The following is a 25604-nucleotide window of genomic DNA, read 5'->3' as shown; positions in this document are numbered from 1 at the left end:
TTTCCAAGGGCCAAAGGCCCCAAATCCTGTGCATGGTAAAGCCCCTATAATCCCATCGACCATAGGGGCTTACGACCAATTTCCTGTATGTATCTCTTCTGACCGGCGATTAGCGGTTAGCGTTCTCGCAGCTCTGGTTTCCTACTGTACAGGATGTCTTGCAGGCTGACTGGCAGGAAGTCTGGCACTCGCCGCATCCGCCCTTCTTCATTGTGTCCTTTAAGGTATTGGTATTCAATGTTTTAACGTGCTTCATACTACGGCACCTCCTATTCATTTAATATTATTAATTGTTTGAAAATATAATTCCTTGAAATTATAACACAGGTTAAAGTCCCTTGCAACGGTATTTTCAAAGGTTTGTCATATTAAAGGCTCCCCCGGGAATATACTGCAACATAGATTCTTTCAAAAGGAGAACAATATATGGAAAATGGTATTGTAAAGCCCATGCTCCGCTCCCTGCTAATCTCCTATGTGCTGTCAGGAATCCTTCTGGCTGCCCTCGCATTTGCCCTCTATAAGCTGCGCCTGAAAGAGGGACAGGTGAACCTGATGGTGTATGCCGTATATTTACTGACCTGTTTATCCGGCGGTTTCCTGGCAGGCAAACGCATCCGGCAGCGCCGGTTCTTCTGGGGTCTGCTGTCAGGTCTTCTGTACTTCCTGGTACTTTTTGCTGTGTCCTGGGCCATGAACATGGGGTCTGCCATTGATATGGAACGCTCCGTCACCGTCATGGGCATATGCGCACTGGGAGGAACCATAGGGGGGATGCTCAGTTAAGGCTCCAAAGAGAGAATGCCGGTTTCCAGTCATGGCCATGGAACCCGGGCATTCTCTCTTTTTTCCGTCTGACGGCTTGCCGCCGGCCTTACTTTTTCTTCTTCACCCCCGCCTCCTCCAGGCTCTTGACAGCCTGTGTCAGCACAAAGACAGCGCTTCCCAGAAACACGAACATGTCGCCCAGATTGAACACTACCTTCTTAAGTGATTTCCATTCAATAGTGAAATAGTCCACCACATACCCGCGCACCACGCGGTCGTACAGGTTGCTGAGGGCGCCTCCCATCACAAGGGACAGGCCCAGCTTCTCCCCGGTCTTGCCCTTATCCGGCATCATGGCTGCCAGGGCTCCGACCATGGCAGATATCACCATAAGCGGAATCCCCTTTACCAATTCCGGTCTTTCCTTCATGAATCCAAACGGAAAACCGCTGTTATGGTTTTTATGAAGCTTTATAAATCCTTTGGCAGACGGCAGTTCCCTTGGGAATGTGTCGTCCTCCTGGCCCTCCACCACACTCTTGACCCCCAGGTCCAGGGCAGCCAGCCCGCCTATTATCCAGCCGTAAATCATAGATTCGTCTTCCTTTCCACCCTTTTATTTCATTTTACTATGGTTTCACACCTCCGTCCAGTGAAAGGTTTCTGAATTCAAGCATATACTATAACAAATATCCTGCCCGAGGTGTGCCATGGCAGAATGCCCATTTAATTCCGCCGACGAGAATATTGCTGATTTCATATACAGAATTGGAAGCCAGCAGCAGATTGGCGGCAATCCGGCCGATATTCCCTGTATGGATTATGTGAACGATGAATACAATATCATCTACACTCCTCTGGATACCGTAACCCCCATTTCCCTGGCCCGATACAGCTACTATACTGTACCCGGACTTTTTTCCCTTCTGGACAGTTCCAGCATGGAGGCATCCGGCATACTCACAACCTTTGCCGCGCCTGCCCTGGGAAACAGGGGGCGCGGGACCCTCATCGGTATCGTGGATACCGGCATTGACTATACCAACCCCTTATTCCGCTATCCGGACGGCTCCACCAGAATTGCCGGTCTGTGGGATCAGAGCATCCCCGCGGGAGCGGATGTCATTCCTCCCGGCGTGCCAGACTATTATGAACTCAGCGGCGCCTCTTATGGCACTGAATTTACCAGGGAGCAGATCAACCAGGCCCTTGCCTCCGACAGCCCCCTTGACCTGGTGCCCTCCACGGACACCAATGGCCACGGCACCTTCCTGGCCGGAATTGCCGCCGGCGGCTCCCTGCCGGAACAGGACTTCACGGGCGCGGCTCCGGAGTGCGAGCTCATAGTGGTCAAACTGAAACAGGCCAAACGCTACCTGCGGGAATTCTACCTTGTCAGCGAGGGCGCCGATGCCTACCAGGAAAATGACATCATGATGGGAATAAAATACCTGCGGGTGGCTGCGTTCCGCCTGGGCCGCCCCCTAATCATCCTCATCGCCCTTGGATCCAATCTGGGAAGCCATGAGGGCACCTCGCCCTTAAGCAGCGTTGTGCAGGATGCCAGCCGTTTCCTGGGCCGTGCAGCGGTCATTGCGGCAGGCAATGAGACAGGCCGGGCCCATCATTATTTCGGCACCATTCCGTCCGGACAGGAGTGGAATGATGTGGAAATCCGGGTGGGACCGGAAGAATCCAGCCGCGGCTTTTCCCTGGAGCTCTGGGCTTCCACTGCCGATACCTATTCTGTGGGCTTCGTCTCACCCAGCGGTGAGATAATCTCCCGTATTCCTATTATAGCCAGGAACGAGACCTCTATCCCTTTTCTTTTGGAACCAACGGTCATTACGGTCAATTACCAGCTCATTGAATCCGGCGCCGGAAAACAGCTGATATTCATGCGTTTTGAAAATCCTGTGACCGGGATATGGAGGGTGCGGGTTTATAATACCCAGTATTTTACAGGTGAATTTAACATATGGCTGCCCTCCGAGGGACTGATATCGGATGAAACCGTATTTCTGAGTCCCACTCCCGATACCACCATTACCATGCCCGGCAATACGGGCGCGCCCATTACAGTGGGGGCCTACAACCATCTGAACAACAGCATCTACATCCACTCCAGCCGCGGGTTCACTCCCTCCGGCATCGTAAAACCGGAGCTGGCAGCTCCCGGCGTCAATGTGATGGGGCCTTCGGTGGGACGCAGGAGCAGCGGCTCTGTCTCCATGACCACCCGCAGCGGCACCTCGGTGGCGGCCGCCCATGTGGCCGGCGCTGTGGCCAGTCTCTATGGGTGGGGAATCGTGCAAGGCAACCAGATTACCATGAGCCAGGCATCCGTTAAATCCTATTTAATCCGGGGCGCAAAAAGAAATCCAGCACTCCGCTACCCAAATGAAGAATGGGGCTATGGAGCACTGGATTTATACGAAACGTTCCGCCGAATCAGAGAGTGATTCACGGCGTGTCGGGATATGGATGCACCGCTCATCAAAGCATGAATCATCCCCGCATCTGTATCAATGGTCCGCCGCTTTTTTCCAGATAGGGACGGGTGACAACCACGGAGCCGATATTGGGGTCCTTGGGAATCTCATACATGATATCCAGCATGAATTCCTCCAGGATAGCCCTCAGGGCCCTGGCCCCGGTCCCTCTCTTGATGGCCTCACCGGCAATCCACTTAAGGGCTTCATCCTCAAAGACCAGCCGTACCTCATCCATCTCCAGCAGCCGTTCGTACTGTTTGGTGATGGCATTCCTGGGCTCTTTCAGGATACGCACCATCATATCCTCCGTAAGCCCCTGAAGGGTCACTGTCACTGGAAGCCTTCCCAGGAACTCGGGAATCATCCCAAAGGTCCGCAGATCCTCATTGGTCACCTGGCCCAGGATATCCGGGTCCTTATCATATGTATCCTTCAGGATGGAGCCAAAGCCCATGGTGGTTTTCTTCATCAGTCGTTCCTTAATGATTTCCTCCAGGTCAGGGAAGGCGCCGCCGCAGATGAACAGGATATTATCCGTATTCACCGTTGCCATGGGCGTCATGGCGTTCTTCTGGTTGGAGCCTACCGGCACCTCCACAGTGCTTCCCTCCAGCAGCTTGAGAAGCTCCTGCTGTACGGATTCGCCGCTGACATCCCTGGTATTGGTCTGTTTCTTCTTGGCAATCTTGTCAATCTCATCAATGAATATGATTCCCTTCTGAGCCCGCTCCACATCGTTATCCGCAGCAGCCAGAAGCTTAGATACCACGCTCTCTATATCGTCACCGATATAACCCGCCTCTGTCAGAGAGGTGGCGTCGGCAATGGCCAGCGGCACATCCAGAAGTCTGGCCAGCGTCTTAACCAGATAGGTCTTTCCGCTTCCCGTGGGACCAATCATCAGTATGTTGGACTTTTCAATGACAATACTCTTATCTCTTCCGGTATCCTCCCCGGCCTCGTCCTTGGACGGCTGGTCCAGAAATGCCCTTTTATAATGGTTATATACAGCCACTGCCATCACCTTCTTGGCTTTTTCCTGGCCGATTACATATTCATCCAGCTTTGCCTTGATGACATGGGGCGCCGGTATGTCCTTCATGGTCAGTACCGGCTGTTCCTTAGCCTTTTTCTTGATTTTCTGCTTTTTGGGAATTTCCACTGCGGGAGGCGTCATGTTCAGGTCATTGAGGTTCATGTTCATGTAGGGCATATTGGGCAGTTCGGAAAAATCCATGCCCCCCTTTGTCACGGAATCAAATGCCTTCTGCATACAGTCATGGCAGAGATTCATGCCGCCGGGCATGGATATCATGGGGCCGGCCTTGCTCTCAGGCCGCCGGCACATGTAACACACCTTTTCATAGCGGTCCTCTTCCTTTTGTTTTTCTTTATCTTCACCATGGCCGGATGCCTCCAAATCCTGGTTATAATCTTTCTCTTCCAAGTCAGTTCTCCTCTCTGTTAAAGGGCGTACCGGGCCGTACCATCGTCCCGCCGCTTAACGTAAAGTATATAACAAAATGCTTCCCCAAACAAGAGGAAGCATTTTCATTTCATATTATTTTGAAAAATTTAAGTTATTGGGCTTTGGTTTCCGTATTCTCCTGGGGCATGGCTTTCAGTGTGATGGTGACTGTCCTTTCCTGATATTCCCCGTCCTTCTGGGTCTGTACCGTCAGATCAATCTTCTCTCCCGTCTCGTAGCAGGCCAGAAGCTCCTGCAAATCCGTCATGTTCCGGACGCTCTGGCCGTCCACCTTGGTGATGATGTCCTTTTCCCTCAGGTCTGACTTGGCCGCGGCTCCTTCCTCCAGTATCTTATATACATACACGCCTCTTGGCATTCCGAAGGCCGCCGCGGACTCCTCGTCCACGCTGGTTCCCTGTATGCCCAGATAGCCTCTCCTGGCCTCCTCCACCGGATTCATGGTCTTGCGGTTCATGAGCTGGTTCATGATGTCCTCTGCCTTGGATATGGGAATGGCATAGCCGATTCCCTCCACCTCGGTGGAGGAATATTTGGCAGCATTGATGCCAATAACCTCTCCCTTCATATTGAGAAGGGCGCCTCCGCTGTTGCCGGGATTGATGGCTGCATCTGTCTGCAGAAGTTCCCTGGTGCTGGTGCTTGATACCCTGACTTCCCGGTTGAGGGCGCTTACATACCCCACTGTCACGGACTGGCCGTAGCCCAGCGCATTGCCGATGGCAATGACGCCCTGTCCCACCTTCAGGTCATCGGAGTTTCCCAGCCTGGCCACCTTAATCTTGCTCTTGGTGTCGTCCTTAATCTGCTCCAGAGGCACTGCTATGACTGCCAGGTCCGTCTCTGCGTCCGTTCCCTTGATGGCCGCGTCCACCACCTCACTGTCAATAAAGGCCACCTTCAGGGAGGTGGAATCCTCCACCACATGGTTGTTGGTCACGATGAGAAGTTCCTTGTCGTTCTCACCCACAATGATGCCTGAACCGCTGCTGGGCACCTCATAGGTCTGAGGGCCGCCTCTAAAGAACCAGCCGTATCCGAAATTATTGCTCTGGTATACCGCTGTGCTGGTGATTGCCACCACCGTGGGCATGGCCTGTTCCACGATATCGGAAACATCCGCCACTGCCTTTCCATTATTCCTCTGGCCCTGCTGGTATCCGCTGTCTCCCTGGGGGGCGCTGCCCTGGCCGTTATCCTGGCCGCTGCCCTGGCTTTCTGTCTGGGCCTTTGATATCTCTTCCTTCTTTTCCGGTTCAGCCGACGCCGCCGCGCTGTTTCCCATGAATCTGGATGCGGCCACATTGACTCCCACCATGGTCGCCCCTGAGACAGTGCCAAATAGAAGGGCTCCTGCCGTAATCAGGGCTGCCTTTTTTAAGATGCCGCCTTTTTTCTTCTTTGGAGGCATATCCTCCGGCTGGGGACGGCGCCCATATGGATCTTTGCCATACTGCATGCTGTCATAGCTCTGGTTATCATAAGACTTCCACCCGTAGTTCTGGTCGTTGTCGTACATTATAATTCCCCTTTCTCACGTAATCTCCCGATTCTGTACACAGTTTAGCAGCGATTTGTGATAAATGTGTGACCATTTTCTTATATAAGACTAAAAAGAGCCGGCAGGAAATGATAAATCCCTGCCGGCACTTTCAGCCTTTATATTCGCATTTTTATATGAATCATCCTTGCATTAATTTCCCGGCCCAATGATGACAGAACCCGGTCCCTCCGGCACGTATTCATCGGACGAGCCGCCCGGATAAGCTGCCGTACTCCCCCTGGTGCTGCCCGGATAAGCTGCCGTACTCCCCCTGGTGCTGCCCGGATAGGCCGCGGATGTACCCTGGCTTCCGGGATACGCAGCCGTGGTTCCCTTGGCAGCTCCCGGATAAGCGGCGCTGGTTCTCCTGGTGGGGTCCTGGCCCGGATAGGTGATTGCGCCTGGCCCGGTTGTCTGGTCGCCCTCTGATGTCTCGGCCCCCGGGAATATGCTGCCTGAGCTGCTCTCTCCCGGCCTTCCGGGATAAACGGTACCGGATCCGCTGCTTTCTCCCGGCCGTCCGAATATATCGTTCTCATCCTCAGGCGGATCCAGTTCATTGCCGAACTCGTCGGTCTCTAATTCTAAATCCGTTTCGCCGTCAATGATGGACTCATCTGTCTCGGACGTGCTGCTCTCAGACTCATTTTCTTTTGTCTCTTCCGTGGCCTTGGTCGCCTGCGTGGGCTTGGGGATATACCCGCCGTCTGTTCCCACACGGTCGATTGGCTTAGCCTCGTTGTACATGCCCGTATCCGCTGATATCTTGGCACTGATTTTCTTTACCATGTCACTGGGCTGGTAATTTTCATCCCCAAACAGGAACTGGTGGAGAAGGGTTACATTGCTCTCCAGTGTCTGTGGAATGACACAGGCTCCCTTCTTGCCCATATTAGCGTCACTTCTGGCCGCCGGGAATCCCATGGTATCCGCTATGGCATACTTGGTCAGATTTTTGGCTGCCGGTATAATATCATCAATCGTGACACTGGAAAGAATCTGGGGGAACACTGCCTCCATGACATTGTTCACTACCGCAAAATCGGATTTCTTAAGCTTCTGGAAGCAGAGGTCAATGATTTCCCGCTGGCGCTCTGTCCTGGCAAAGTCCGTATCCATCTTACGAAGCCTTGCGTACGCAACTGCCTGGACACCGTCCAGATGGTTGAGACCTGCCTGTTTCAGCTGATAGGATCCTACGCCTGTAGCCTCCACAGTCTCAGTAATATAGGCATTGATATAATAAAACTCCGCCTTGCTCAGCTCCACATCCACTCCGCCGAGAATATTGACGGCATCCACCACTGCCTTCCAGTTAAATGTGGCAAAATCATCTATCTGGAGGTCCAGGTTTCTGTTCAGTGCCTCCACTGCCTGTTCAGGACCGCCCAGGAAATAAGCCTGATTAATCTTATTGTACAGCCCGTTATCACTTACACTGAGATAAGTATCCCTGAACACGCTGACAAGCTTAATTTCGCCGCTGCCCTGGTCAATGTTGCATATGATGATGACATCGGCATTATTGCCTTTTCCAACCGAGTTGTTTCGGCTGTCCACACCAAAGAGGGCAATGGTCCAGTACCCCTCCATCTCCTCTACCTTTCGGTTTGAGATATTAGGGTTCGTCACCTGATGCGGTTTAAACGGGCTTGGCTGAATCAGGCTCATCTTATTCTGCGCATACCTGTAGAGCCCGGTTCCCAGAAGGAATATGATTTCCAGTATGATGAATACAATTATCATCTTACGGCGGTGCTTAACCTCTGCCGCAGCCGGGTCCGCTGCTGCCGCTTCCCTGGCTGCCCTGCGGCCGCCTGCTCCGCCCCCGTTCCTTCCAAGGGACGAGTCTCTGCCCTTAACGACGCCAAGTTCTTCCGCCCCGGCATAGGACCGGCTGTATGTGCGGCCGCCAGTCTCACCAGCCCCCAAATTCCCGGCTGCCGGCCTGGCACCTTTTCCTTCGCCTGTGTACCTGGGCCGTTCCCCCTGCCTGCTTCCTGAGATTCCCGGCCTTCCGTCAGGCCGGTCCCCTGTGAATCTGGGACGGTCCCCGGACTTGCCGCCTGTGTATCCCGGACGCGCTCCGCTCTTGCCGCCTGTGCCCGCATATCCAGGGCGCTCCCCGGACCCGCCGCCCGTGCCTGTGTATCCCGGACGCGCTTCGCTCTTGCCGCCCGTGCCCGCATATCCAGGGCGCTCCCCGGACCCGCCGGCTGCATACCCGGGCCGACCCGCCGCTTTTTCTCCCGCAAACCGCGGACGCTGGCCTGCCTTTCCCTCACCGCTTACAGGGCGTTCCGGCATCTTCTCACCGGCATAGGCACTGCGGGTTTTGCTCTTTCCTGATATGCCTGGGGTGCGCTCCGCGGCTCCCTCTCCGGCATAGCGCGGACGTGGGCCGGAACCGGCATCGGACCTGGGCCCGGCAGCCGGGCCTGAACTGCGGCCATCCGAAGCCCTCCTGCCTGGCGCCCTGTCAGCAGGAACCGGTGTCCCCTGCCTGGCCCCCCCGCGTGAACCTGCGCGGCCCTCCTGGCCGGCTCCATTTATCTCCTGCCCGCTGCTTCTGGTACGCCCGCGCGGCATTGTATCTGAATCAGCCCCGGCACCGGCGCTTAGATCGCGCTTTCTGCTGCGGCCTCTTAATCTCTCTTCTTCCTCATCAAATCCATTGTCAAACTCACGATTCATTCGTCCATCCTCATTCCATCACGTAAACCAGGCGCTAAACACATATAAGCAGCCCCGCTCCTCTGACCCGCAGACTGTATCCGGGCACGGCTAAAGCACAGGAGCATTCTTAACGCAAACGTCATGCATATCAATATGCATTTTTATTAATAAATCCCTTGAAAACAGTGAGAAACATTATCTTGAAGTCAAAACCCAGGCTCCAGTTCTCAATGTAATACAGGTCATGTTCAATCCTCTTGGTAATCGATGTATCCCCACGGTAGCCATTGACCTGGGCCCAGCCCGTGAGCCCCGGGCGTACCTGGTGCTTAATCATATACCGCGGTATCTCTTCTTTGAATTTTTCCACAAACAGCGGCCGTTCCGGCCTGGGCCCCACCAGACTCATGTCGCCTATGAGGACATTAAAAAACTGGGGCATCTCGTCAATGCTTGTCTTGCGTATGAAACGTCCCACAGGCGTTACCCTGGGGTCATGGGGCGTTGTCCACTGGCTGCGTTCCCTGCCTGGGTCCTGGACCTCCATGGAGCGGAACTTGTACATCTTAAAGGGACGGTTGTGCAGCCCTATCCTCTCCTGGCTGAAAAGTACGGGTCCGGGCGAAGTGATTTTGATAAGCAGAGCCGTGACCAGCATGAGAGGCGAAAATACAATCAGACCAAACAGAGCGCCGGCAAGGTCCACTATCCGCTTCATGGTGGCATTAAACACCCCGGTAAGGGGCACATGGCGGATATGGATTACCGGAAGTCCCTGAAGGTCTTCCATATAGGGAATCGTCGGTATTATGTTATTATAATCCGGTATGAACTTTGTATGCACGCCTGATTTCTCGCAGGCCGCCACAATCTGTTCCAAATTAGAGTACTCTTTGATGCTCAGGGTTATGGCTATTTCGTCCAGCGTATTGGATGCCAGGAAGTCCTCCAGATGATTGGTGGGTCCCAGTACCTGTACCTTTTTATATGCAAAGCCGGCCGGCCGGTGGTCGTCCAGGATTCCCTGGACATGGTAACCCCATTCCGGATTGACGCTGACCCTGTCGATGAACCCTTCGGCCGCCCGGCTGTAGCCAATGAGGAGCACATGCTTCTGATTATAGCCGTTGGTCCGCAGGGAGCGCAGGAAGATACGTATTGAAATCCGCTCTGCTTCCAGCAGGATGATATTGGCCGCAAAGAATGCCAGAATCATCTTTGTGGAGAAATAGCTCAGATGGCTTACGAACCTTCGCAGACCAAAAAGCACGAACGTAAAGAGCATGAGGCCGATGACATTGGCCTTACAGATATTCGCCAGTTCTGAACGCCGCCCCTGAATCCGTTTGGGCACATACAGATGGAAACTGGCATATAGAATCAGGTATATGGGCACGATAAAGATGAGCGCCATAAAATATACCTGGGGCTTTAGCACGCCCTCATCTATAGGCAGTACCTTTCCGCTGATGACAATGAACCATGCCAGAGCGTAGGCCACCACAGTGACCAGTATATCCAGCAGGACATGCATGCGGTTCAGCCTTTTCTGGTTATCTTTTATCATTGTATTTCACCTTGGTTTCTCAGGGAATCCCTTCTTACCGTAAATATCGTTGTTATTATACATGATAAGCCGTCATTATTCTATAACTTTTCTCTTAATTTCGAAAAAGTTCATAATTTAGCAATCTGCCTTGCGGCAAACTCATAAACATAGATAAAGGTCCCTGTAATCAATTCCCACTCAATGGTCAGATAATTTTTAAGCCGTTCCCTGCTGTAAGGCACCTTCCGGCACCTTTTAGCGGTTGTCAGGCCTTCCCTCACACCAGCCGCATAATCCCTTCCAAATCCCTTTTTCTTAAAAAACATGTATTTGAGTCCCATTCCCAGGAGAATCGGAAGCAGATTCACCGCCAGCTGCAAAAGGGGCATGTTCTTATAATTCAGATAAATATTATTCCTGGCAGCCAGCTTTACCTTGAAGGGATTGTACTTGGAACCGCTGGTGCCGCTTCCCACATGATAGACAATGGCCGTGGGACAGTAAATGTTGTCATATCCCGCAATCCTGGCCCTGTAACCAACGTCCAGGTCCTCCAGGTACGCAAAATGCATCTCGTCAAAGTATCCGATTTCATCAAACACCTCACGGCGGTAGATGGCTGCCCCGGCGCAGGCTGAGAAGATGCGGCAGGCCCTGTTATATTTTGCACAGGAGCGGCCCACCCCCCTCTGGTATGCCCAGCCCAAAAGACTGTACATATCCCCGGCATCGTCCATCAGCTCTTTATGGCAGAGCTGGATCATCTTGCAGCTGACGGAAAATATCTTTGGGGAGCACTCAATGGCCTTGATCATTTCTCCCACATAGCGGAAGTCCGGCTCCGTGTCATTGTTGAGCAGAATCACATAGGGAGTTGACGCCGCCTTAAGGCCCACGTTCACCGCGCCGGAGAACCCGGTGTTCTCAGGCAGGAAAATGGACGGAATCCCGTGCTCCTTCAGCCACTCCACACTTCCGTCCGTGGAACCGTTGTCCACCACCAGGATGTCAAAATCCCGGCAAATCTGCATATTAAGGGCTTTAAAACAGGGCTCCATAAATTTAAGACCGTTATAATTCGGTATGACGATGGTCACTTTGCTGTGCCTGCCTGCCCTGCGTCCTGTTTCATTACCGCGTCCCGCTTCATTACCGCGTCCTGTTTCATTACCGCGTCCCGCTTCATAATCATTTCTATGGTCACTCATGTGCTTTCGTATCGTCCTCCGGCGCAAACTGTTGGTAAACCTTAAGGTCATAAGGCTCACCTATTTTTTCCTTCAGAAGGTCCCTGAGCGCAAAGTTAGATTTGCGCAGAGTCAGGTTGGGGTTGTAGTAGGGGTCGCCATTTTGAATGATATCCGGCCACTTCCGTATGAAGATGGCCACCTCCCGGTTAAAACGGGCTATCTTTTCAGGCGTATCCTCCAGTCCTCTGGACTTGGATTCATAATGGTAAAAGCATGAATAAGGCGCATACACTACCAGTTTCCCCAGGGCGCGTACTTTCATGCAGTAATCAATGTCATTAAAGGCCACTGCCAGCTCCGGGCTCAAACCGCCCACCTGGTCAAAGACGGATTTCTTTGTCATGAGGCAGGCTGCTGTGACGGCGCTGTAGTCCTGGGCGCACATGGCCCTGTGGAAATAGCTGTTCTCCGCCTTGTGAAGGCCGATGAATGTATGGCCGGCAATGCCGCCAAAGCCTATGACCACTCCGGCATGCTGTATGGTGTCATCCCCATAGAGAAGCCTGGAGCCTGCAATGCCCACATCCTCCCTCTGACAGAATCCCAGCATTTCTTTTATACTGTCCTCGTCAATCAGCTCCGTATCATTGTTGAGCAGCAGCAGGTATTCACCCTTTGCAAAGGAAGCTCCATAATTATTGATGGCAGAATAGTTGAAGCCCTGCTTCCAGGTGACCACCCGGAAATTGCTGTGCTCCGCCTGCATCTTATCGTAGTAGGCAAAGGTATCCTTCTGGGAACTGTTATTTTCCACGACAATGAATTCCAGGTTCCGGTACGACGATTTCTCCATCAGGGAGCGCACGCACACATCCAGATCCTGGCTGTGGTCCTTATTGGGGATGATGACAGACACCAGAGGTTCACCCTGTATCTCAAACGTGGTATGGTAAATGCCGTAATCCACGCCCTTCTCCACCTTCACCGCCGGAATTCCCATCCGCTCATAGTGGGCCATGATAGCTCTGGAGCCGGCCTCAAAGGCATACATCTTGCTCTCCGGGTTGCTGGCCGTGGAATTCTGATGGCAGCGCCAGTGATAGAGGACCTTGGGAATATGGTATACTCTCTTTGCCGCCTCCGTACACCGGAAAATGAAATCATAATCCTGGGCGCCGTCAAACTCCTGGCGGAATCCGCCCACCTGCTTTAACAAATCCTGCCTTATGATGAACAGATGGCATATATAATTGACGCTGGTCAGCAAATCCGGGTTGAAATCCGGTTTGAAATGAGGGTCGAACAGAGCCTTTCCATCCATGTCCAGTTTATCTTCATCGGAATAAATGACCTGGCAGTCCGGATTTTCATTGATTGCCTTCACCACCTCATAAAAAGCATTGGGAGGAAGTGTATCGTCATGGTCAGCCAGGATGACAAAGTCTCCCCTGGCCATATCCAGGGCTGCATTGGTATTGCCTGAGATTCCGCGGTTGCTGCCCAGAATCTCATAGCGCACACGCCGGTCACGGTCCGCGTACTTCTTAAGCACACGCTCCAGTCCCTCTCCCCTGGGGCTTCCGTCCGCAACGCATATCTCCCAGTTTGTATAGGTCTGTTCCATGATAGAGTCCAGCATTTCCCTGAGATAGCGCTCCGGGGTCTTATAGGCGGGAATCACAACGGACAGCATGGGCTCAAAGTCAAATAAATGCTTTCTCTGCTCCGCCAGCTCCTCTTCCGTTGGTTTGGTCAGCTCATACCACTCGCTGTAATCATAATCATTGTCAATTCCCTGCAGCTTGTGCTTTGACTTGACCACAAGAGCCTTAAGGCCATGTTCCTTCCAAAAGTCCATGGCCACATGGACTGTCTCCATGTTCATCAGGTCCTTAAGCTTCTCCATACGCTTGTGGGCCACGCTGGCCCGCTTTGCAATCAGCTCCTCATTATACTTGATTTTTGCCTGGCGTCCCTCGCAGCGGATCAGCAGGTAATAATCCTTCCCCCGCTCATAGGGAAACTGGATGTCAAATCCAAATTCCCGGTCATGGACCTTCTTAAAATATATCTGGCTCACATCATCCCTGCGTGTATTTACATGCTTGAATTTTACCGGCTGGCGCTTCTCATCCTCCACCCGGAAGGTGGCCTTGCTGTCAGGGGATTTACCTATAGCCCATCCGTTAAGGGTAATGGAATTCTCCCGGATGCGTACCACGTCTATCTTATATTTCATGCTTCATTACCGCCCTTTTTCTCTTCCTCGTTAAAATTAATACGCTCTTCCTCAATGACCAGGGGCCGCTTCATCACCCGCTGGTTAATGCTCATGATATACTCTCCCAGAAAACCGATGAAGAACAGCTGTACCGACCCCAAAAACAGCATTCCGATAAGCATGGGCGCCATGCCTGCCGGGAAACGGTCCCACCAAATCAGCTTCATTACCAGGTAGACCAGGGCGATGAGCATGCTGACAACGGCGCATATGCTGCCGAAAATCGTAGCCAGACGCAGACCTGCCTTTGTATAGGAAGTAACGCTGAGCATGGCGGCATCGTACAGACGATAGAGGTTATTATGGGTCTTGCCCGCCCTGCGGCGCGGCTGCTCATAGGGAATCTCCTTGCGGCGGTATCCCAGCTCAGCCACGATTCCCCTGAGGAAAGGCGTGGGGTCATCCAGGTTGCGTAAGACCTCAATGAACTCCCTGTCATAGAGACCCGAACCGGTAAAATGCTCAATCTGCTCCACGTCCGACAATTTCTTGATGGTCTTGTAATAGCAGCTTCTGAGCCAGTACATCAGCCGGTTTTCCTTGCTGCTTGTCTTGATGCCGATGACGATTTTATATCCCTTCTCCCACTCGCGGATATATTTGGGAATCATTTCCACCGGGTCCTGGAAATCCGCCACCATTTCGATAACGCAGTCTCCAGTAACCTGGAGCATGCCGTAATAGGGGGAGTTGAACTGACCGAAATTCCGGGCATTGAGTATGGCCTTGATGCGCGGGTTGTCCGCGCACAGGCCCCGGATGATGTCCCTGGTGCCATCCGTGGAATCATTATCAATGAATACCAGCTCATAGTCATACTGTGGCAGCTCTTTTTCCAGGATTTCCGTCACTGCCCTGCTGATAGGGCCTACATTTTCCGCTTCATTATAACAGGGAATCAATACGCTGATTTTCTTCATATCTCTCTATGCTTCTTCTTTCTCTATGGTTTCTTCGATGCCTTGGCGGAAGGTATACCGTTCCTCCCACCTGCCGCCTGTGAGTCTCTTAAGTCTGGTGATGTCAGGCCGGATGGACAGGGCTCCCTCCTTGGCCTGTACAAAGGTCCCATACTCCAGCGTTCCCTTAAATCCTACGATTTCATGGATTTCCTCCACAAAGGATCGAAGGGGCCTGGTGTCCTGGCTGGCTATGTTGACAATAGCGCTTATGAGACTGCAGGGACCGTCCTTTTTCCAATCAGGCCCTTCGTTTACGGCCTGCCTGTATAATTCATATACTGCCTGTACCGCATCCTCAATATACATAAAATTCCACATATGCCTGCACGCGCTCAGGGAAACCTTCTTATCCTGCCTTAAATCCCGCACCAGGGTGGATATGATGGACCAGGGATGATCCCCGCAGCCGTACACGCTGAAAAATCTCAGATGGTAATAGTTAAGGCCCAGACGGCTGCAAAGGGGAGCTGCCTTTTGGTAAAACTCCCATTTTGCCTTTCCGTATTCATTGATGGGACGGCAGGGCGCCTCCTCCTCCATAATTCCGTCCACGGCCCCGTATTCCACTCTGGAACCCGCATCCATGAACACCCGGCAGCCCAGACGTCCCGCTGCCTCCACACAGTCCAGGGAGCCGGCCACATTGCGGGCCTGGACTTCGGGCGAGTCTATCTCCTCCCGGTTCACGCCGCCCCAGGCCATATGGAAAAAACCGTCTGCCTCTACCACCTCAGGGACGCATTCCAGCACATGGGCCAGGTCACAGGCCACTGTATGCAGTCTCTCATGAACCGGTAGGGCGTCCAGATGAAGAGACCCCGGACGCACCAGGGCGTACACATGGGCCCCCTGCTCCAGAAACACCCTGGCCAGACTGCTTCCGATAAAACCGGTTGCTCCGGTAATTACTATACGCATCTTCTCATCCCTCCTAAACCATCTCCAGATGGTTGGAACGCATGGCCCTGACTTCCACGGATGTCCCGAACTTCTGGCGTATGCTGGCCGCTATCTCATCCGTATACCCGGGCGCCGTGATTATGATGGCATCCACCGGATGGTCATGGAAATGGTCCGGGCCAACGATGGGCAGATGGGACGCGGGGGCAAACTTTCCCTGCTTAAAGGGAGCGGAATCTATGATATACCTTGCCTTTTCCCCCAGCTTGGTGGTGGCTGCAAGGGTAAAGCCCTGGTGGCTGGCTCCCCAAATGGCCACCTTCTTATCCCAGGCATCCAGATACTTCATGTAGGACTCCATCTCCCGCTTCAGGTTCACATAACACTCCAGCAGGTTCTCCGTATCCATCTGCGGGCGCTTTTTCACAATAACGGACAGCGTGTCCCGGTTGATGACCTCGCACTCCTCCACCTGGAAACCGTTGCGCTCCAGAAGGGTGGTAAGGGTCTCAAAGGTATAGTAGGCCAGATGGTCCCGTATCAGCTCATAATAGCTGTTGTGGTCCATGATATATTCAAAGCTTGGGACTGTAATGAGTCCCATGGCATCGTCCTCCAGGTTGCGGTATATGGCCTGGAGCATGGTGCTGGGATCCGGCTGGTGTTCCAGGAAATTAAAGGACAGGAATACGTCATACAGTCCTCCCGCAAACCGCGTATCCTCTGTCTCCGTAAACCCTTCAGTCACATCCAGGCCCTGGGCCCTTGCCAGTTCCACCAGATGGGGATCATGCTCTATGCCGTGGACCTCCACCGGGAATTCTGACAGAACCTTTAAGAATTCTCCCTGGCCGCATCCCACTTCGATGAACTTCTTTCCCTCCAGATGATAGCTGTCAATGAGATGCTTATACTGGTATCTGCGCAGCTCTACCATGGTCCTGGAAAAACCGCCGGCCCGAATCACATCCCGGTAGTAGTCCACCGGCTCACAGTCAAACTGGACCAGCCCGCAGCCCATACACTGGCATAAATCCAGGGTCAGTCCCCGGTCCTCCTTTACCCCCTGTGCATCCGGCATGTGTTGGGCCGAGGCAGGCATATTATCTAACGTAAGCAGCGGCGTCTCCCATAAAGGGGCGCCGCAGGCGATGCATCGTTTCATAGACAATTCTCCTTATATATTCCAATCATTTCCCTGATTCCATCCTCAAACGAAATCTCCTGGGCGAATCCGGCTGCTTCCTTGAGCTTCCTGATATCCGGCACCAGGGATACCACTCCCTCCGCATTGGGCGGCCGTTTTCCATATTCACAGGTGCCCTTTTCCCCGCAGATCCGGTGCATCTGTTCAATGTACGACTTAAGGGGGCGGGTGTCTTCTCCTGCCACATTATACACGCCGGCCGGTACTTTGGCAAGCAGAAGCCCTGTCAGGGCCCTGGCCGCATCCCTCACATGAAGGAAATTCCACTGCTGGGTACAGGCCCCAAGCTCCATCCTGCCTCCCTTAAGAAAGGTATCCAGGCAGGTGGACACCAGGGACCAGGGGTGGTCTCCGGGACCGTAAACGCTGAATATCCTGGCATGGATATAATCAATGCCCAGGGCCTTTGCGTCTTCCCGTGCCCTGCGGCATACCTCCAGCTTGTCCTTTCCGTATTCAGAGACAGGATGACACAAAATCTCCTCCCCCATAACGCCGTCCACGATGCCGTACTCGGCCTGGGACCCGCAAAAAAGGAACCTGGTGCACCCCAGATGGGCCGCCGTGTGAAGGGAATCCAGGGCATACCCGATGTTTCGGGCCTGGACATGAGGATCCTGGCGGTTAGCGCTCCCGGCCCCCTCCCAGCCCAGATGAAGCCACAGGTCTGCCTTTCTTATGGGGGCAGAATGGGATTTTGCAGCGGGATAAGGGATCAATCCCGGACATGATTCCAGCTTCCCGATATCCTTCAGGGTAAGCGGCAGGAGGGTAAGGCATTCCCCTTTTTGGCCTGCCTTTTCCTCAGCTTCTGACGCAAGCATCTCAAGCTGGCCGCGTCCCGGAGAGTTCGGCCTCACCACGGCAAATACATGATGGCCTCCTGCCAGCAGTTCTTTTGTAACAGCCTTTCCGATAAAACTGGTAGCTCCTGTTACGATTACACGCATAAAATATACTCCTTCTTATCCCGGATGTCCTGTGACAGGTCCGTCCGTTGATTTACAGACAGGTTCTATCCCTTTATCCTGGGAATAATCATATTCTCATCCATCTCCTCATCCGGCAGGAAGGGAGACAGGTCCTCTAAGGGCGGCGACACCATGGTGCCGTCGGGCAGTCTCTTTGCAGAAGACTTGGGTTCAAAGTTCTGGTCCATGGACACGAACACTTCACAGATAACCGGTCCCTCTGCTGCCAGGGTTTTCTCCACAGCCTCTCCAAGTTCGCTGTTATGCCTGGCTGACACATAGGGATAGCCGTAGGCCGCCGCCAGCTTATCCAGCGCCGGGAAGCTCAAATCCCCGCTGTCCACGCCAATTCCAATCAGGGGCTCGCCAAAGAAATTCTTCTGGGTCTGGCGGATGGAGTGGTATCCCCCGTTGTTAATCACGAATATCTTGATTCCCATTCTGTGGTGGATGATGGTCTGCAGCTCCTGAAGGTTCATCTGCATGCTTCCGTCCCCGGTCACCAGAATCAGGTCATCCCCGCTTCTGTCCCCGCCCTGGCTGTAGCAGCCCTTATCCCTGGAAGCGGTCCAGGCGCCGATGGCTGCCGGCAGATCATATCCCATGGAGGCAATGGCGGAATTTGTGATAAAACGCTGGCCCTTCTTAATGATATAGGCATGTCCTCCTACCACACAGGCGGAACCATTGCCCACCACCGTCACCTGCCCCTCTCTCAGGCGGCTGCTGACAGCATGGATAAACGCGTACACATTAGCCGGTTCCCCGTCTGTATGGGCAAAGTGCTTGGGCAGTATAACAGGATACTTCTCCTTCCACATGGCGCAGGTCCGGCTCCATGTCATATCCCTAAGGCCTTTTCCTCCGTCAAATACCTGTCTGCTGCCGGGACGGCTGACGCTCTCAGGAAGGTTCCTCTCTTCCTCTGCCAAAACGCGGTCCAGAACCAGGTCCAGCTGTGCCAGAAGGTCCTTTGCATCGGCATGGACCCGCATGTCGCTGCGGACTGACGGCTTCTTCAGCTCTTCCTCATCTATATCATTGACAATCACATAAGCCTCCCTGGCCCATGTCTCAAAATTATATCCCACCTGCCGGATGCTCAGACGGCTTCCGATGGAGAGCACCAGGTCGCTGTTCTGAATGGCAAAATTCCCCGGCCTGTCCCCCATATTGCCTGCGCGGCCCACATACAGAGGGTGGGCGTCGTACATGATATCTTCGCTGTCCCAGCCCGTAATCACTGGAACGCCCAGCTTTTCAGCCACATCCATGAATAAATCATGGGCTCCCGCTATGCGAATGCCGTTACCCGCATTGATGACAGGGCGCTTTGCCGCCCTTATCTTATCGATAATGGTCCGGGCAGAGGAAGCGTCAACCTTTTCCGGCAGCACCTGGCGGTGTTCTCCCTTTCCTGCCTCGTCCTCCGGTATCCTATGTCCCCCGTCCTTTCCGGCCCAGCCGTTTCCTCCGGCCTCATAGTCAGCCGCGTCAAAGCCGGAAAGCTCCTCTGTCTCCACAAATGCGCCCTGGACATTCAGGGGAATATCCAGCCAGCAGGGACCCGGACGCCCGGACCGTGCCAGATAAAGGGCCTTCTCCAGACAGTATCGGACCCGCATGGGATCAATGACCATCTCTGAATACTTTGTCATACAGTCAACGGCTTTACAGATGTCAAACTCCTGGTCTCCCATGGCGCGGATGCCTACCCCGGACCACCTGGCCGTGGTATCATAGCGCACCTGCCCTGACAATACCAGCATGGGAATGGAATCCAGCCATCCCCCCACCACGCCGGTAATGGCATTGGTTCCTCCCGGACCGGTGGTGACACAGAGCGCCGCAATGCGGTTGTGAATCCTGGCATAAGCCTCAGCAGCCATGGCGCACGCCTGCTCATGGTGGTTATAGATACAGTGAAGCCCCTCCTGATGTCCCAGGCCGTCATCCAGATGCATGGCTCCTCCCCCTGTCACCATGAAGGCCTGGCTGATTCCCTCCTCCACCAGCTTGCCTGCTATATAATTGGAAATCTTCATTTTCATAAATTAAGGTCCCCCTTCCGGTCTATCAACTATGGAGAGTATAGCATAAAACGCCTTAAAATAATACTATATTTTCTCTTACAATGAATTCTGAAATGGCTATAGGGGCCCCCCTCCAGTGCCTTCCATAACTTCCAGCAACCATCACTATCATTACACATTCATGTCCGTTATAATAAACCACGTAATGCAACACCGGATTTTCGGCCACAGACAAACACACATATCAAAAAGGAGAGATTCATTATTATGAAAAAACAGTTCAAAGTTCTGGCTGTATTATCCACTGCCATGTTCATGGCAGCAGTAACCCCTAACTTTATCGGCTCCGCTTCCACTGCTTACGCAAAAACCGTGGGCTGGACAGAGGAAAACGGCAACTGGTATTACTATGATTCTTATGGCGAGGCAATCACCGATACCTGGAAGAAGAATGGCGATGACTGGTACTACCTGGATTCAGACGGAATCCGCGCCGCAGACAGACAGATTGATGAGTATTACGTAGGAGAAGACGGAAAACGCGTCAGTATGAAGTGGGTTTCCGTGGAAAATGAAGATTTCTGGGATGAGGACGATGCTCCTGAATTCCTGTACTACTATTATGGAAGGGACGGCAAGGCCCTGACCTCCAGATGGGCTTCCATAGACGGAAGCTGGTACTATTTCAACGAGGACGGTATCATGCAGACCGGTTCCATCACCGTAGATGGTTACAACTACTATCTTGGCGAGGACGGCAGCAGGAAGACCGGCTGGATTCTTATGGCAGATGAAACCGATGATCCGGAATACGTTGAATCATGGTACTACTTCGACAATACGGGCAAGCGTATTGAAAATGAAGTTGACAAAAAGATTGACGGCCAGTACTACACCTTTGTGGACGGCCGCATGCAGACAGGCTGGTACAAGCTTCCTGCCCAGGCAGCAGCAGAGTCCGGCGAGGCCCAGACAGCAACCCCTTCCGAGGCAGCGCCAGCGGCTGAGCAGACCGCAGCCGGCTATCAGTACTACGATGAGGACGGAAAGCGCGCTTCCGGATGGAGAACCATCGAAGGCGTGGAAGGCCTCAGCGAGGAAGCTGAACTTTACCGTTTCTACTTCAAGAACGGCAAACCGTACCATGCAGAAAAAGGCCTTGAACTGTTCACCATTGACTCCGGAAAATATGCTTTTAACACAAAGGGTGAAATGCAGACCGGCAAGAAGGTGGTAAACCTGGAGGACGGAAACGTGGCTAACTTCTACTTTGATGAAGAGGGCGTCATGAAGACCGGCAAGCAGGTCATCTTCGATGAGGACTTAGGCGAGACACAGAACTGGTATTTCCACACAGACGGCTCCAGAAAGGGCCAGGGCTTCCACGGCATCAAGGACAATGTGCTGTATGTATACGGCCTGCGTCAGGAAGCTGACAAGGACCTGCGCTTTGCGCCTGTAGAGTTAAATGGCAATCAGTATCTTGTAAACAGCAACGGCGCCGTACAGAAGGCCACATCTTCCTCCAAATCAAACGCTATGCCTGAGCTTGGCAGCGGCTACAAGGATTTCATGGATGAGAATGACAAGGTATGGACCGTAAACACAGAAGGTGTCATCCAGTCTCAGAACACCGCCCAGTAATACGCACACAGCAACCATAAGACCGCCCCTGCATCCGTTCTCTTAACCGGCGGTCACGGCAGACTAACCAATTAGTCTGCCGTTTTTTTGTCCAATCTGACGAATTTACAAAAATCGCGAAAAAAAGTGGTATATTTTGCGATTTGAAACGCTATATATATTAATAAGTATTAATCGGGAGAGGACATTATGAGAGAACTTGCTGTTTTTTATTGCCCCAAATGCGGACACTATGCCTATTATCAGACATCCCGTCATCCCCAGTGCCCCAAATGCGCCGCCCAGGAAGCCATGTACATGGTCAGGATGCATTACACGGAATTCATGCGGATGTCCTGCGATGAGCGTGACGAATTTCTCTCCAGAGAAATCCTGAAGACCAATCCGTCCCTTATCACCCGGCTGACCGAACCCCATAAGCGCTACAACAGCCGGGAAATCATTGCTGAAATGAACAATGTAATCATGAACCTGGATACAGAGAACAAGATTCTCAGCGATACGGTAAAATGGATGCACGATACCATTTGGGAACTGATGCATGAGAAACGTGAATCCGCCCAGGGCAAGGTACCGGCATGCGGGGGCTGCCAGAACCGGAAACTATCGGAGGAATGCATGGAGGAAACAGTGGAAACCGCGCAAGTGCAGAGGGACGCGGCGCACATTAAGACGGCACAGGAGGAAGCGGCGCAACATAGGACATCCCAAGAAGAGGCTGCACAAAAGGAGGCCGCATACAGGGAGGCCGCCGCCGCCGATATGTCACAGACCACCGAAACGGAAAAGGAACAGGAAATATAATTAATTTTATATATCTTTTGTGCAAATAATGCGTTATAATAGTACGTATAAGAGATGTTTTTGCACATTTGTACCTTTAAGGCTGGAAAGGAGTGGAACTATGAGCCATAAGATTATCACTATAGCCCGTCAGTTCGGCAGCGGAGGCCACGAAATCGCCCAAAGACTGTCAGACCAGCTGGGGATTCCTCTCTATGACCGGAATCTGGTGGAGATGGCCGCCGAAAGAATGGGACATTCTCCTGTAAGCGTTGAAAAGGCAGACGAGTCCGCACTGTCCCCCTTCCTGGCCGGCTATCAGATTCCCAAGGAGCCTAATTCCGTGACCGGGTACGGATTGTCCCTGAATGACAGCACTTATGTCACCCAGACCATTATTATAGAAGCACTGGCCCAGAAGGGCCCCTGCATCATCGTAGGCCGCTGCGGCGATTACGTGCTTCGCAGTTATCCTGACCTGATTGACCTATTTATCTGTGCCGATATGGAAGACCGGGTGCGCCGAATTATGGATCGCTACAGTTTTTCAGAGAGGGATGCAGTCAACGCCATCAAGTCCACGGACCGCCGCCGCAAAAACTATTATGAAAACTACACCAAACGCAAATGGGGCAGCATTGAGTCCCATCAGATGCTCTTTAACATCAGCAAGCTTGGAATGGACAAGACCGTAAGAATCATCAAGGGGATCTACGAAATTCCGTAAGCCTGTTTCCAGCAGTCCATAAAAGGCAGGCGTCTGAAGTTATTTTATTTCCTTCAGGCGCCTGTCCTGTCTGTTTCTCTTCCCTGCTTTTATTCCCTGGACCCCCGTCCCATCCCTGTCTTGGAACTATATCCCTCATACTGCCTCAGCGCATTCTCCTTAAAAGGCGCGCTGACCGTAAACTCCGAACCGTCAAACAGGGTCACCATGCGCACGCTGAAGGTCGCCACATATTTGAGATTTACAGCATAGGACTTATGCAGCCGTATGAAACCGGCCTGCTCCATATTGATTTTGGAAAACAGATTTTCTAAGGTGGAATAGCAATGATATGTATGGCCGGCAGTCACAATCTTCACCCGGCGGTTATCACCTTCGAAATAGAGGATGTCTTTTAAGGGTATTCTGTAGACTGTCCGGCTAGATTTGAATTCAAAGATGCCGGCATCACCCTCTATCTTTTCGCAAGCTCTATAAAATATATGCCTGCGTCCCTCTTTCCATCGCCTGATATAGTCCTCCAGCTGGCTGCACACCTGAAAGTCATCATCACATATTGCTATCTGTATCATGCACCTGTCCCCGTACCGCAATTTTAATCTCTAGTATTTTACACCCCTCTGGTATTATTTCTCTTTAAATGTTGAAAAAAGGCGATTACACGTTGAAAATTGTCAAAAATCACCCTCCCAGGGTAATATCCTGGGCCGCATACCACTTAAGGGCATCTTCCACATGTTCCCTTTTAAAGTCCGGCCAGTAATCATCCACCACATAGAAATCCGAATACACGGACTGCACAGGCAAAAAACCCGAAAGACGCCGCCTTCCGCCCCACCGTATAATCAGGTCGATTCTGGAAACCTCAGACGTCTTAAGCCCCGGCCCTATGGCTTCATCCTTATAACCCAAATCCCACTCCCAGCTGTAGTTCACCAGGAAGTTAATCTTCATCCCGCCTTTTCCAAAATCATGTCTGGTGGTAAAGGGAAGAAGCTCTTGGGGAAACATGGGGGATTTTGTATTTCCCAGCACAAGCAGGCTGGCGTCTTCCTTTGCCAGCTCCTCTACCGCCGCCACGCAGGCCCTGGTAAATGCCTCTCTCTGGACAGAGGGCCGCTTTGTGTTATCTGCCGTAAAACCATAAAAGGACATTTCGCCAATGCCCAGTTCCCGGCACATGTGGTACAGGGACATTCCGGGTGAGATTCCGTGTCCATATCCCTCTGATTTATCCATTCCCTGGCCTTTGGCCCATCTCCGGTTTCCATCCGGAATGATTCCGATGTGTTTTGGCAGCCTCATACCATCTCCTCCGTTCCTGCTTATATATGGAAAGTATGGTCTTAAATGGGAAATCTATACCAAAGGCAGTTACGGTTTCTATTCCGCTCCCCCATTCTCCACAACGTCAAACGCAAGGCGCATCTGTCCGTCGTCAGCAGGACGGACGGCTGATTTCATCTCCCGCACCGTAATCCGTTCCTCCCCTGTCAGCCGGCCGCACAGAAGTGGCGATTTCGGGTCATGCATCCTGCGGTTGATTTCCACCTGATCCGGACTGAAATCCGCATAACAATACCTGCAGAAATGGGGACAGGTGTTGTAAGCGCCGATATCCACGCTCTTGACACAACCGCATTCCTCCCTCTGGGTATCGTCCTTCTTTACCGCCAAAGGCCGGCCCAGCAATCCGGCAATCAGCTGGTCATCAATACATTTTCCCTTCTGAATATGGAACCTGGACAAATCCGCTGCCTCTGAACATGTCCTTATGGTCATGCCATGCCTTCCTGCCTCCGGCCCCATGAAGGATGCCAGGGATACTATGTCCTCCCCTGTCATTGCATGGGGCTGAATCCGCTCCATCCGGCCTTTTATTTTCCGGTACATATCCAGGAAGCTGATAACACAGGTATGGGTATATCCTTCCAGGCAGCCGCACAGCCGGGAAAACCATTGGAAATGGTACTCCCTGGTATAGGACGGACTGAGAAGCACCGGGTCATACCTCCATATGACCCGCTCAGGCCCCAGCCTGTAAGACAGCTCCCGAAAGGTCCTCACCAGCTCATTCTTATGGGGAAGCCCCGGTTCCACATCCGTCCCATAGGGTGTCAGGGTGAATTGGAAATAATAGGGGTATCCCAGTCGGTCCAAAACAGAAAGCCTCTCCATCATAGGGCCCGGGTCCTTTGTCCAGAACACAAAGCAGTCCACTGTATCCGGGTTCAGAAGAATCTTGCTGACCTGCCTGGAATTCATGGGGTTCTTTACATACAGGTACCCTTCCTCCAGCCGTCTGAAAAACCAGTCTGAATAAAACGCAGGGATGTCTGTCCTTCTGCTGGCACTGATGATCATGGCGGGGCCCCCCTTCTTTGGC

Annotated in this window: 21 protein-coding genes; 5 read left to right on the top strand and 16 right to left on the bottom strand. The window is 52.6% G+C overall.

Annotation, left to right across the window (positions count from 1 at the left end; genetic code table 11):
- Positions 1-109: 109 nt before the first annotated feature.
- Positions 110-256 carry a six-cysteine ranthipeptide SCIFF gene (gene scfA / locus G614_RS26470; RefSeq protein ID WP_002566540.1) on the bottom strand — a complete coding sequence of 49 codons (147 nt, stop codon included), beginning with the start codon at positions 254-256 and terminating at the stop codon, positions 110-112.
- Positions 257-426: 170 nt separating this feature from the next.
- Here scfA and G614_RS0100570 point away from each other — a divergent pair, with 170 nt between their 5' ends.
- Positions 427-786 carry a TIGR04086 family membrane protein gene (locus G614_RS0100570; protein ID WP_022201444.1) on the top strand — a complete coding sequence of 120 codons (360 nt, stop codon included), beginning with the start codon at positions 427-429 and terminating at the stop codon, positions 784-786.
- A gap of 88 nt (positions 787-874) precedes the next feature.
- Here G614_RS0100570 and G614_RS0100565 read toward each other — a convergent pair whose 3' ends face one another.
- Positions 875-1360 carry a signal peptidase II gene (locus G614_RS0100565; RefSeq protein ID WP_027640363.1) on the bottom strand — a complete coding sequence of 162 codons (486 nt, stop codon included), beginning with the start codon at positions 1358-1360 and terminating at the stop codon, positions 875-877.
- 118 nt (positions 1361-1478) lie between these two features.
- Here G614_RS0100565 and G614_RS0100560 point away from each other — a divergent pair, with 118 nt between their 5' ends.
- Positions 1479-3230 carry a S8 family peptidase gene (locus G614_RS0100560; protein ID WP_027640362.1) on the top strand — a complete coding sequence of 584 codons (1752 nt, stop codon included), beginning with the start codon at positions 1479-1481 and terminating at the stop codon, positions 3228-3230.
- A 46-nt stretch (positions 3231-3276) separates the two neighbouring features.
- On the opposite strand, the gene clpX is transcribed toward G614_RS0100560, so the two are convergent.
- The 11 genes from clpX to G614_RS0100505 all read right to left on the bottom strand — a co-directional run bounded on the left by clpX (position 3277) and on the right by G614_RS0100505 (position 20082).
- A complete protein-coding gene (gene clpX / locus G614_RS0100555; protein WP_027640361.1) occupies positions 3277-4710 on the bottom strand; it encodes an ATP-dependent Clp protease ATP-binding subunit ClpX in 1434 nt (477 codons plus the stop codon).
- A gap of 133 nt (positions 4711-4843) precedes the next feature.
- The gene (locus tag G614_RS0100550; protein WP_027640360.1) at positions 4844-6271 is read right to left on the bottom strand and encodes a S1C family serine protease; all 1428 of its coding nucleotides are present in this window, start codon (positions 6269-6271) and stop codon (positions 4844-4846) included.
- Between the two features lie 174 nt (positions 6272-6445).
- Positions 6446-8989: an LCP family protein gene (locus G614_RS0100545; protein ID WP_027640359.1), complete on the bottom strand. Its 2544-nt coding sequence runs from the start codon at positions 8987-8989 to the stop codon at positions 6446-6448.
- A 130-nt stretch (positions 8990-9119) separates the two neighbouring features.
- Positions 9120-10538, bottom strand: a complete 1419-nt coding sequence (locus G614_RS0100540; RefSeq protein WP_027640358.1) for an undecaprenyl-phosphate glucose phosphotransferase — start codon at positions 10536-10538, stop codon at positions 9120-9122.
- Between the two features lie 110 nt (positions 10539-10648).
- Positions 10649-11728, bottom strand: a complete 1080-nt coding sequence (locus tag G614_RS0100535; RefSeq protein ID WP_027640357.1) for a glycosyltransferase family 2 protein — start codon at positions 11726-11728, stop codon at positions 10649-10651.
- Positions 11721-13949, bottom strand: a complete 2229-nt coding sequence (locus G614_RS0100530) for a glycosyltransferase family 2 protein (RefSeq protein WP_027640356.1) — start codon at positions 13947-13949, stop codon at positions 11721-11723. Before G614_RS0100530 ends, G614_RS0100535 begins: the two co-directional genes overlap by 8 nt.
- The gene (locus G614_RS0100525) at positions 13946-14911 is read right to left on the bottom strand and encodes a glycosyltransferase family 2 protein (protein WP_027640355.1); all 966 of its coding nucleotides are present in this window, start codon (positions 14909-14911) and stop codon (positions 13946-13948) included. The genes G614_RS0100530 and G614_RS0100525 overlap by 4 nt, the downstream gene beginning before the upstream one ends.
- Before the next feature lie 6 nt (positions 14912-14917).
- Entirely contained in the window at positions 14918-15871 is a 954-nt protein-coding gene (locus G614_RS0100520; protein ID WP_027640354.1) for an NAD-dependent epimerase/dehydratase family protein, read from the bottom strand.
- Between the two features lie 13 nt (positions 15872-15884).
- A complete protein-coding gene (locus G614_RS0100515) occupies positions 15885-17018 on the bottom strand; it encodes a class I SAM-dependent methyltransferase (RefSeq protein ID WP_027640353.1) in 1134 nt (377 codons plus the stop codon).
- Positions 17015-18010: an NAD-dependent epimerase/dehydratase family protein gene (locus G614_RS0100510; RefSeq protein WP_027640352.1), complete on the bottom strand. Its 996-nt coding sequence runs from the start codon at positions 18008-18010 to the stop codon at positions 17015-17017. The genes G614_RS0100515 and G614_RS0100510 overlap by 4 nt, the downstream gene beginning before the upstream one ends.
- A gap of 65 nt (positions 18011-18075) precedes the next feature.
- On the bottom strand, positions 18076-20082 hold the full coding sequence (locus tag G614_RS0100505) for a thiamine pyrophosphate-binding protein (RefSeq protein WP_027640351.1): 2007 nt from the start codon (positions 20080-20082) through the stop codon (positions 18076-18078).
- A 249-nt stretch (positions 20083-20331) separates the two neighbouring features.
- On the opposite strand from G614_RS0100505, the gene G614_RS0100500 reads away from it, so the two are divergent.
- From G614_RS0100500 to G614_RS0100490, 3 genes are all read left to right on the top strand, one after another.
- On the top strand, positions 20332-21708 hold the full coding sequence (locus G614_RS0100500) for a cell wall-binding protein (protein WP_027640350.1): 1377 nt from the start codon (positions 20332-20334) through the stop codon (positions 21706-21708).
- A 189-nt stretch (positions 21709-21897) separates the two neighbouring features.
- A complete protein-coding gene (locus G614_RS0100495; RefSeq protein WP_027640349.1) occupies positions 21898-22512 on the top strand; it encodes a hypothetical protein in 615 nt (204 codons plus the stop codon).
- 100 nt (positions 22513-22612) lie between these two features.
- Positions 22613-23218: an AAA family ATPase gene (locus G614_RS0100490; protein WP_027640348.1), complete on the top strand. Its 606-nt coding sequence runs from the start codon at positions 22613-22615 to the stop codon at positions 23216-23218.
- 89 nt (positions 23219-23307) lie between these two features.
- Here the strand turns inward: G614_RS0100490 and G614_RS0100485 are convergent, their stop codons facing one another.
- The 3 genes from G614_RS0100485 to G614_RS0100475 all read right to left on the bottom strand — a co-directional run bounded on the left by G614_RS0100485 (position 23308) and on the right by G614_RS0100475 (position 25582).
- On the bottom strand, positions 23308-23790 hold the full coding sequence (locus tag G614_RS0100485; protein WP_027640347.1) for a LytR/AlgR family response regulator transcription factor: 483 nt from the start codon (positions 23788-23790) through the stop codon (positions 23308-23310).
- A gap of 109 nt (positions 23791-23899) precedes the next feature.
- Positions 23900-24523 carry an undecaprenyl diphosphate synthase family protein gene (locus G614_RS0100480; RefSeq protein ID WP_027640346.1) on the bottom strand — a complete coding sequence of 208 codons (624 nt, stop codon included), beginning with the start codon at positions 24521-24523 and terminating at the stop codon, positions 23900-23902.
- Positions 24524-24601: 78 nt separating this feature from the next.
- Positions 24602-25582, bottom strand: a complete 981-nt coding sequence (locus tag G614_RS0100475; protein ID WP_027640345.1) for a DUF1848 domain-containing protein — start codon at positions 25580-25582, stop codon at positions 24602-24604.
- Between the last annotated feature and the right edge of the window lie 22 nt (positions 25583-25604).

The sequence above is a fragment of the [Clostridium] clostridioforme AGR2157 genome (assembly GCF_000424325.1).
Classification (GTDB): Bacteria; Bacillota; Clostridia; order Lachnospirales; family Lachnospiraceae; genus Enterocloster; species Enterocloster clostridioformis_A.
Note: the sequence above shows the minus strand (reverse complement) of the source record. Positions and strands in the feature narration are given on the sequence as shown.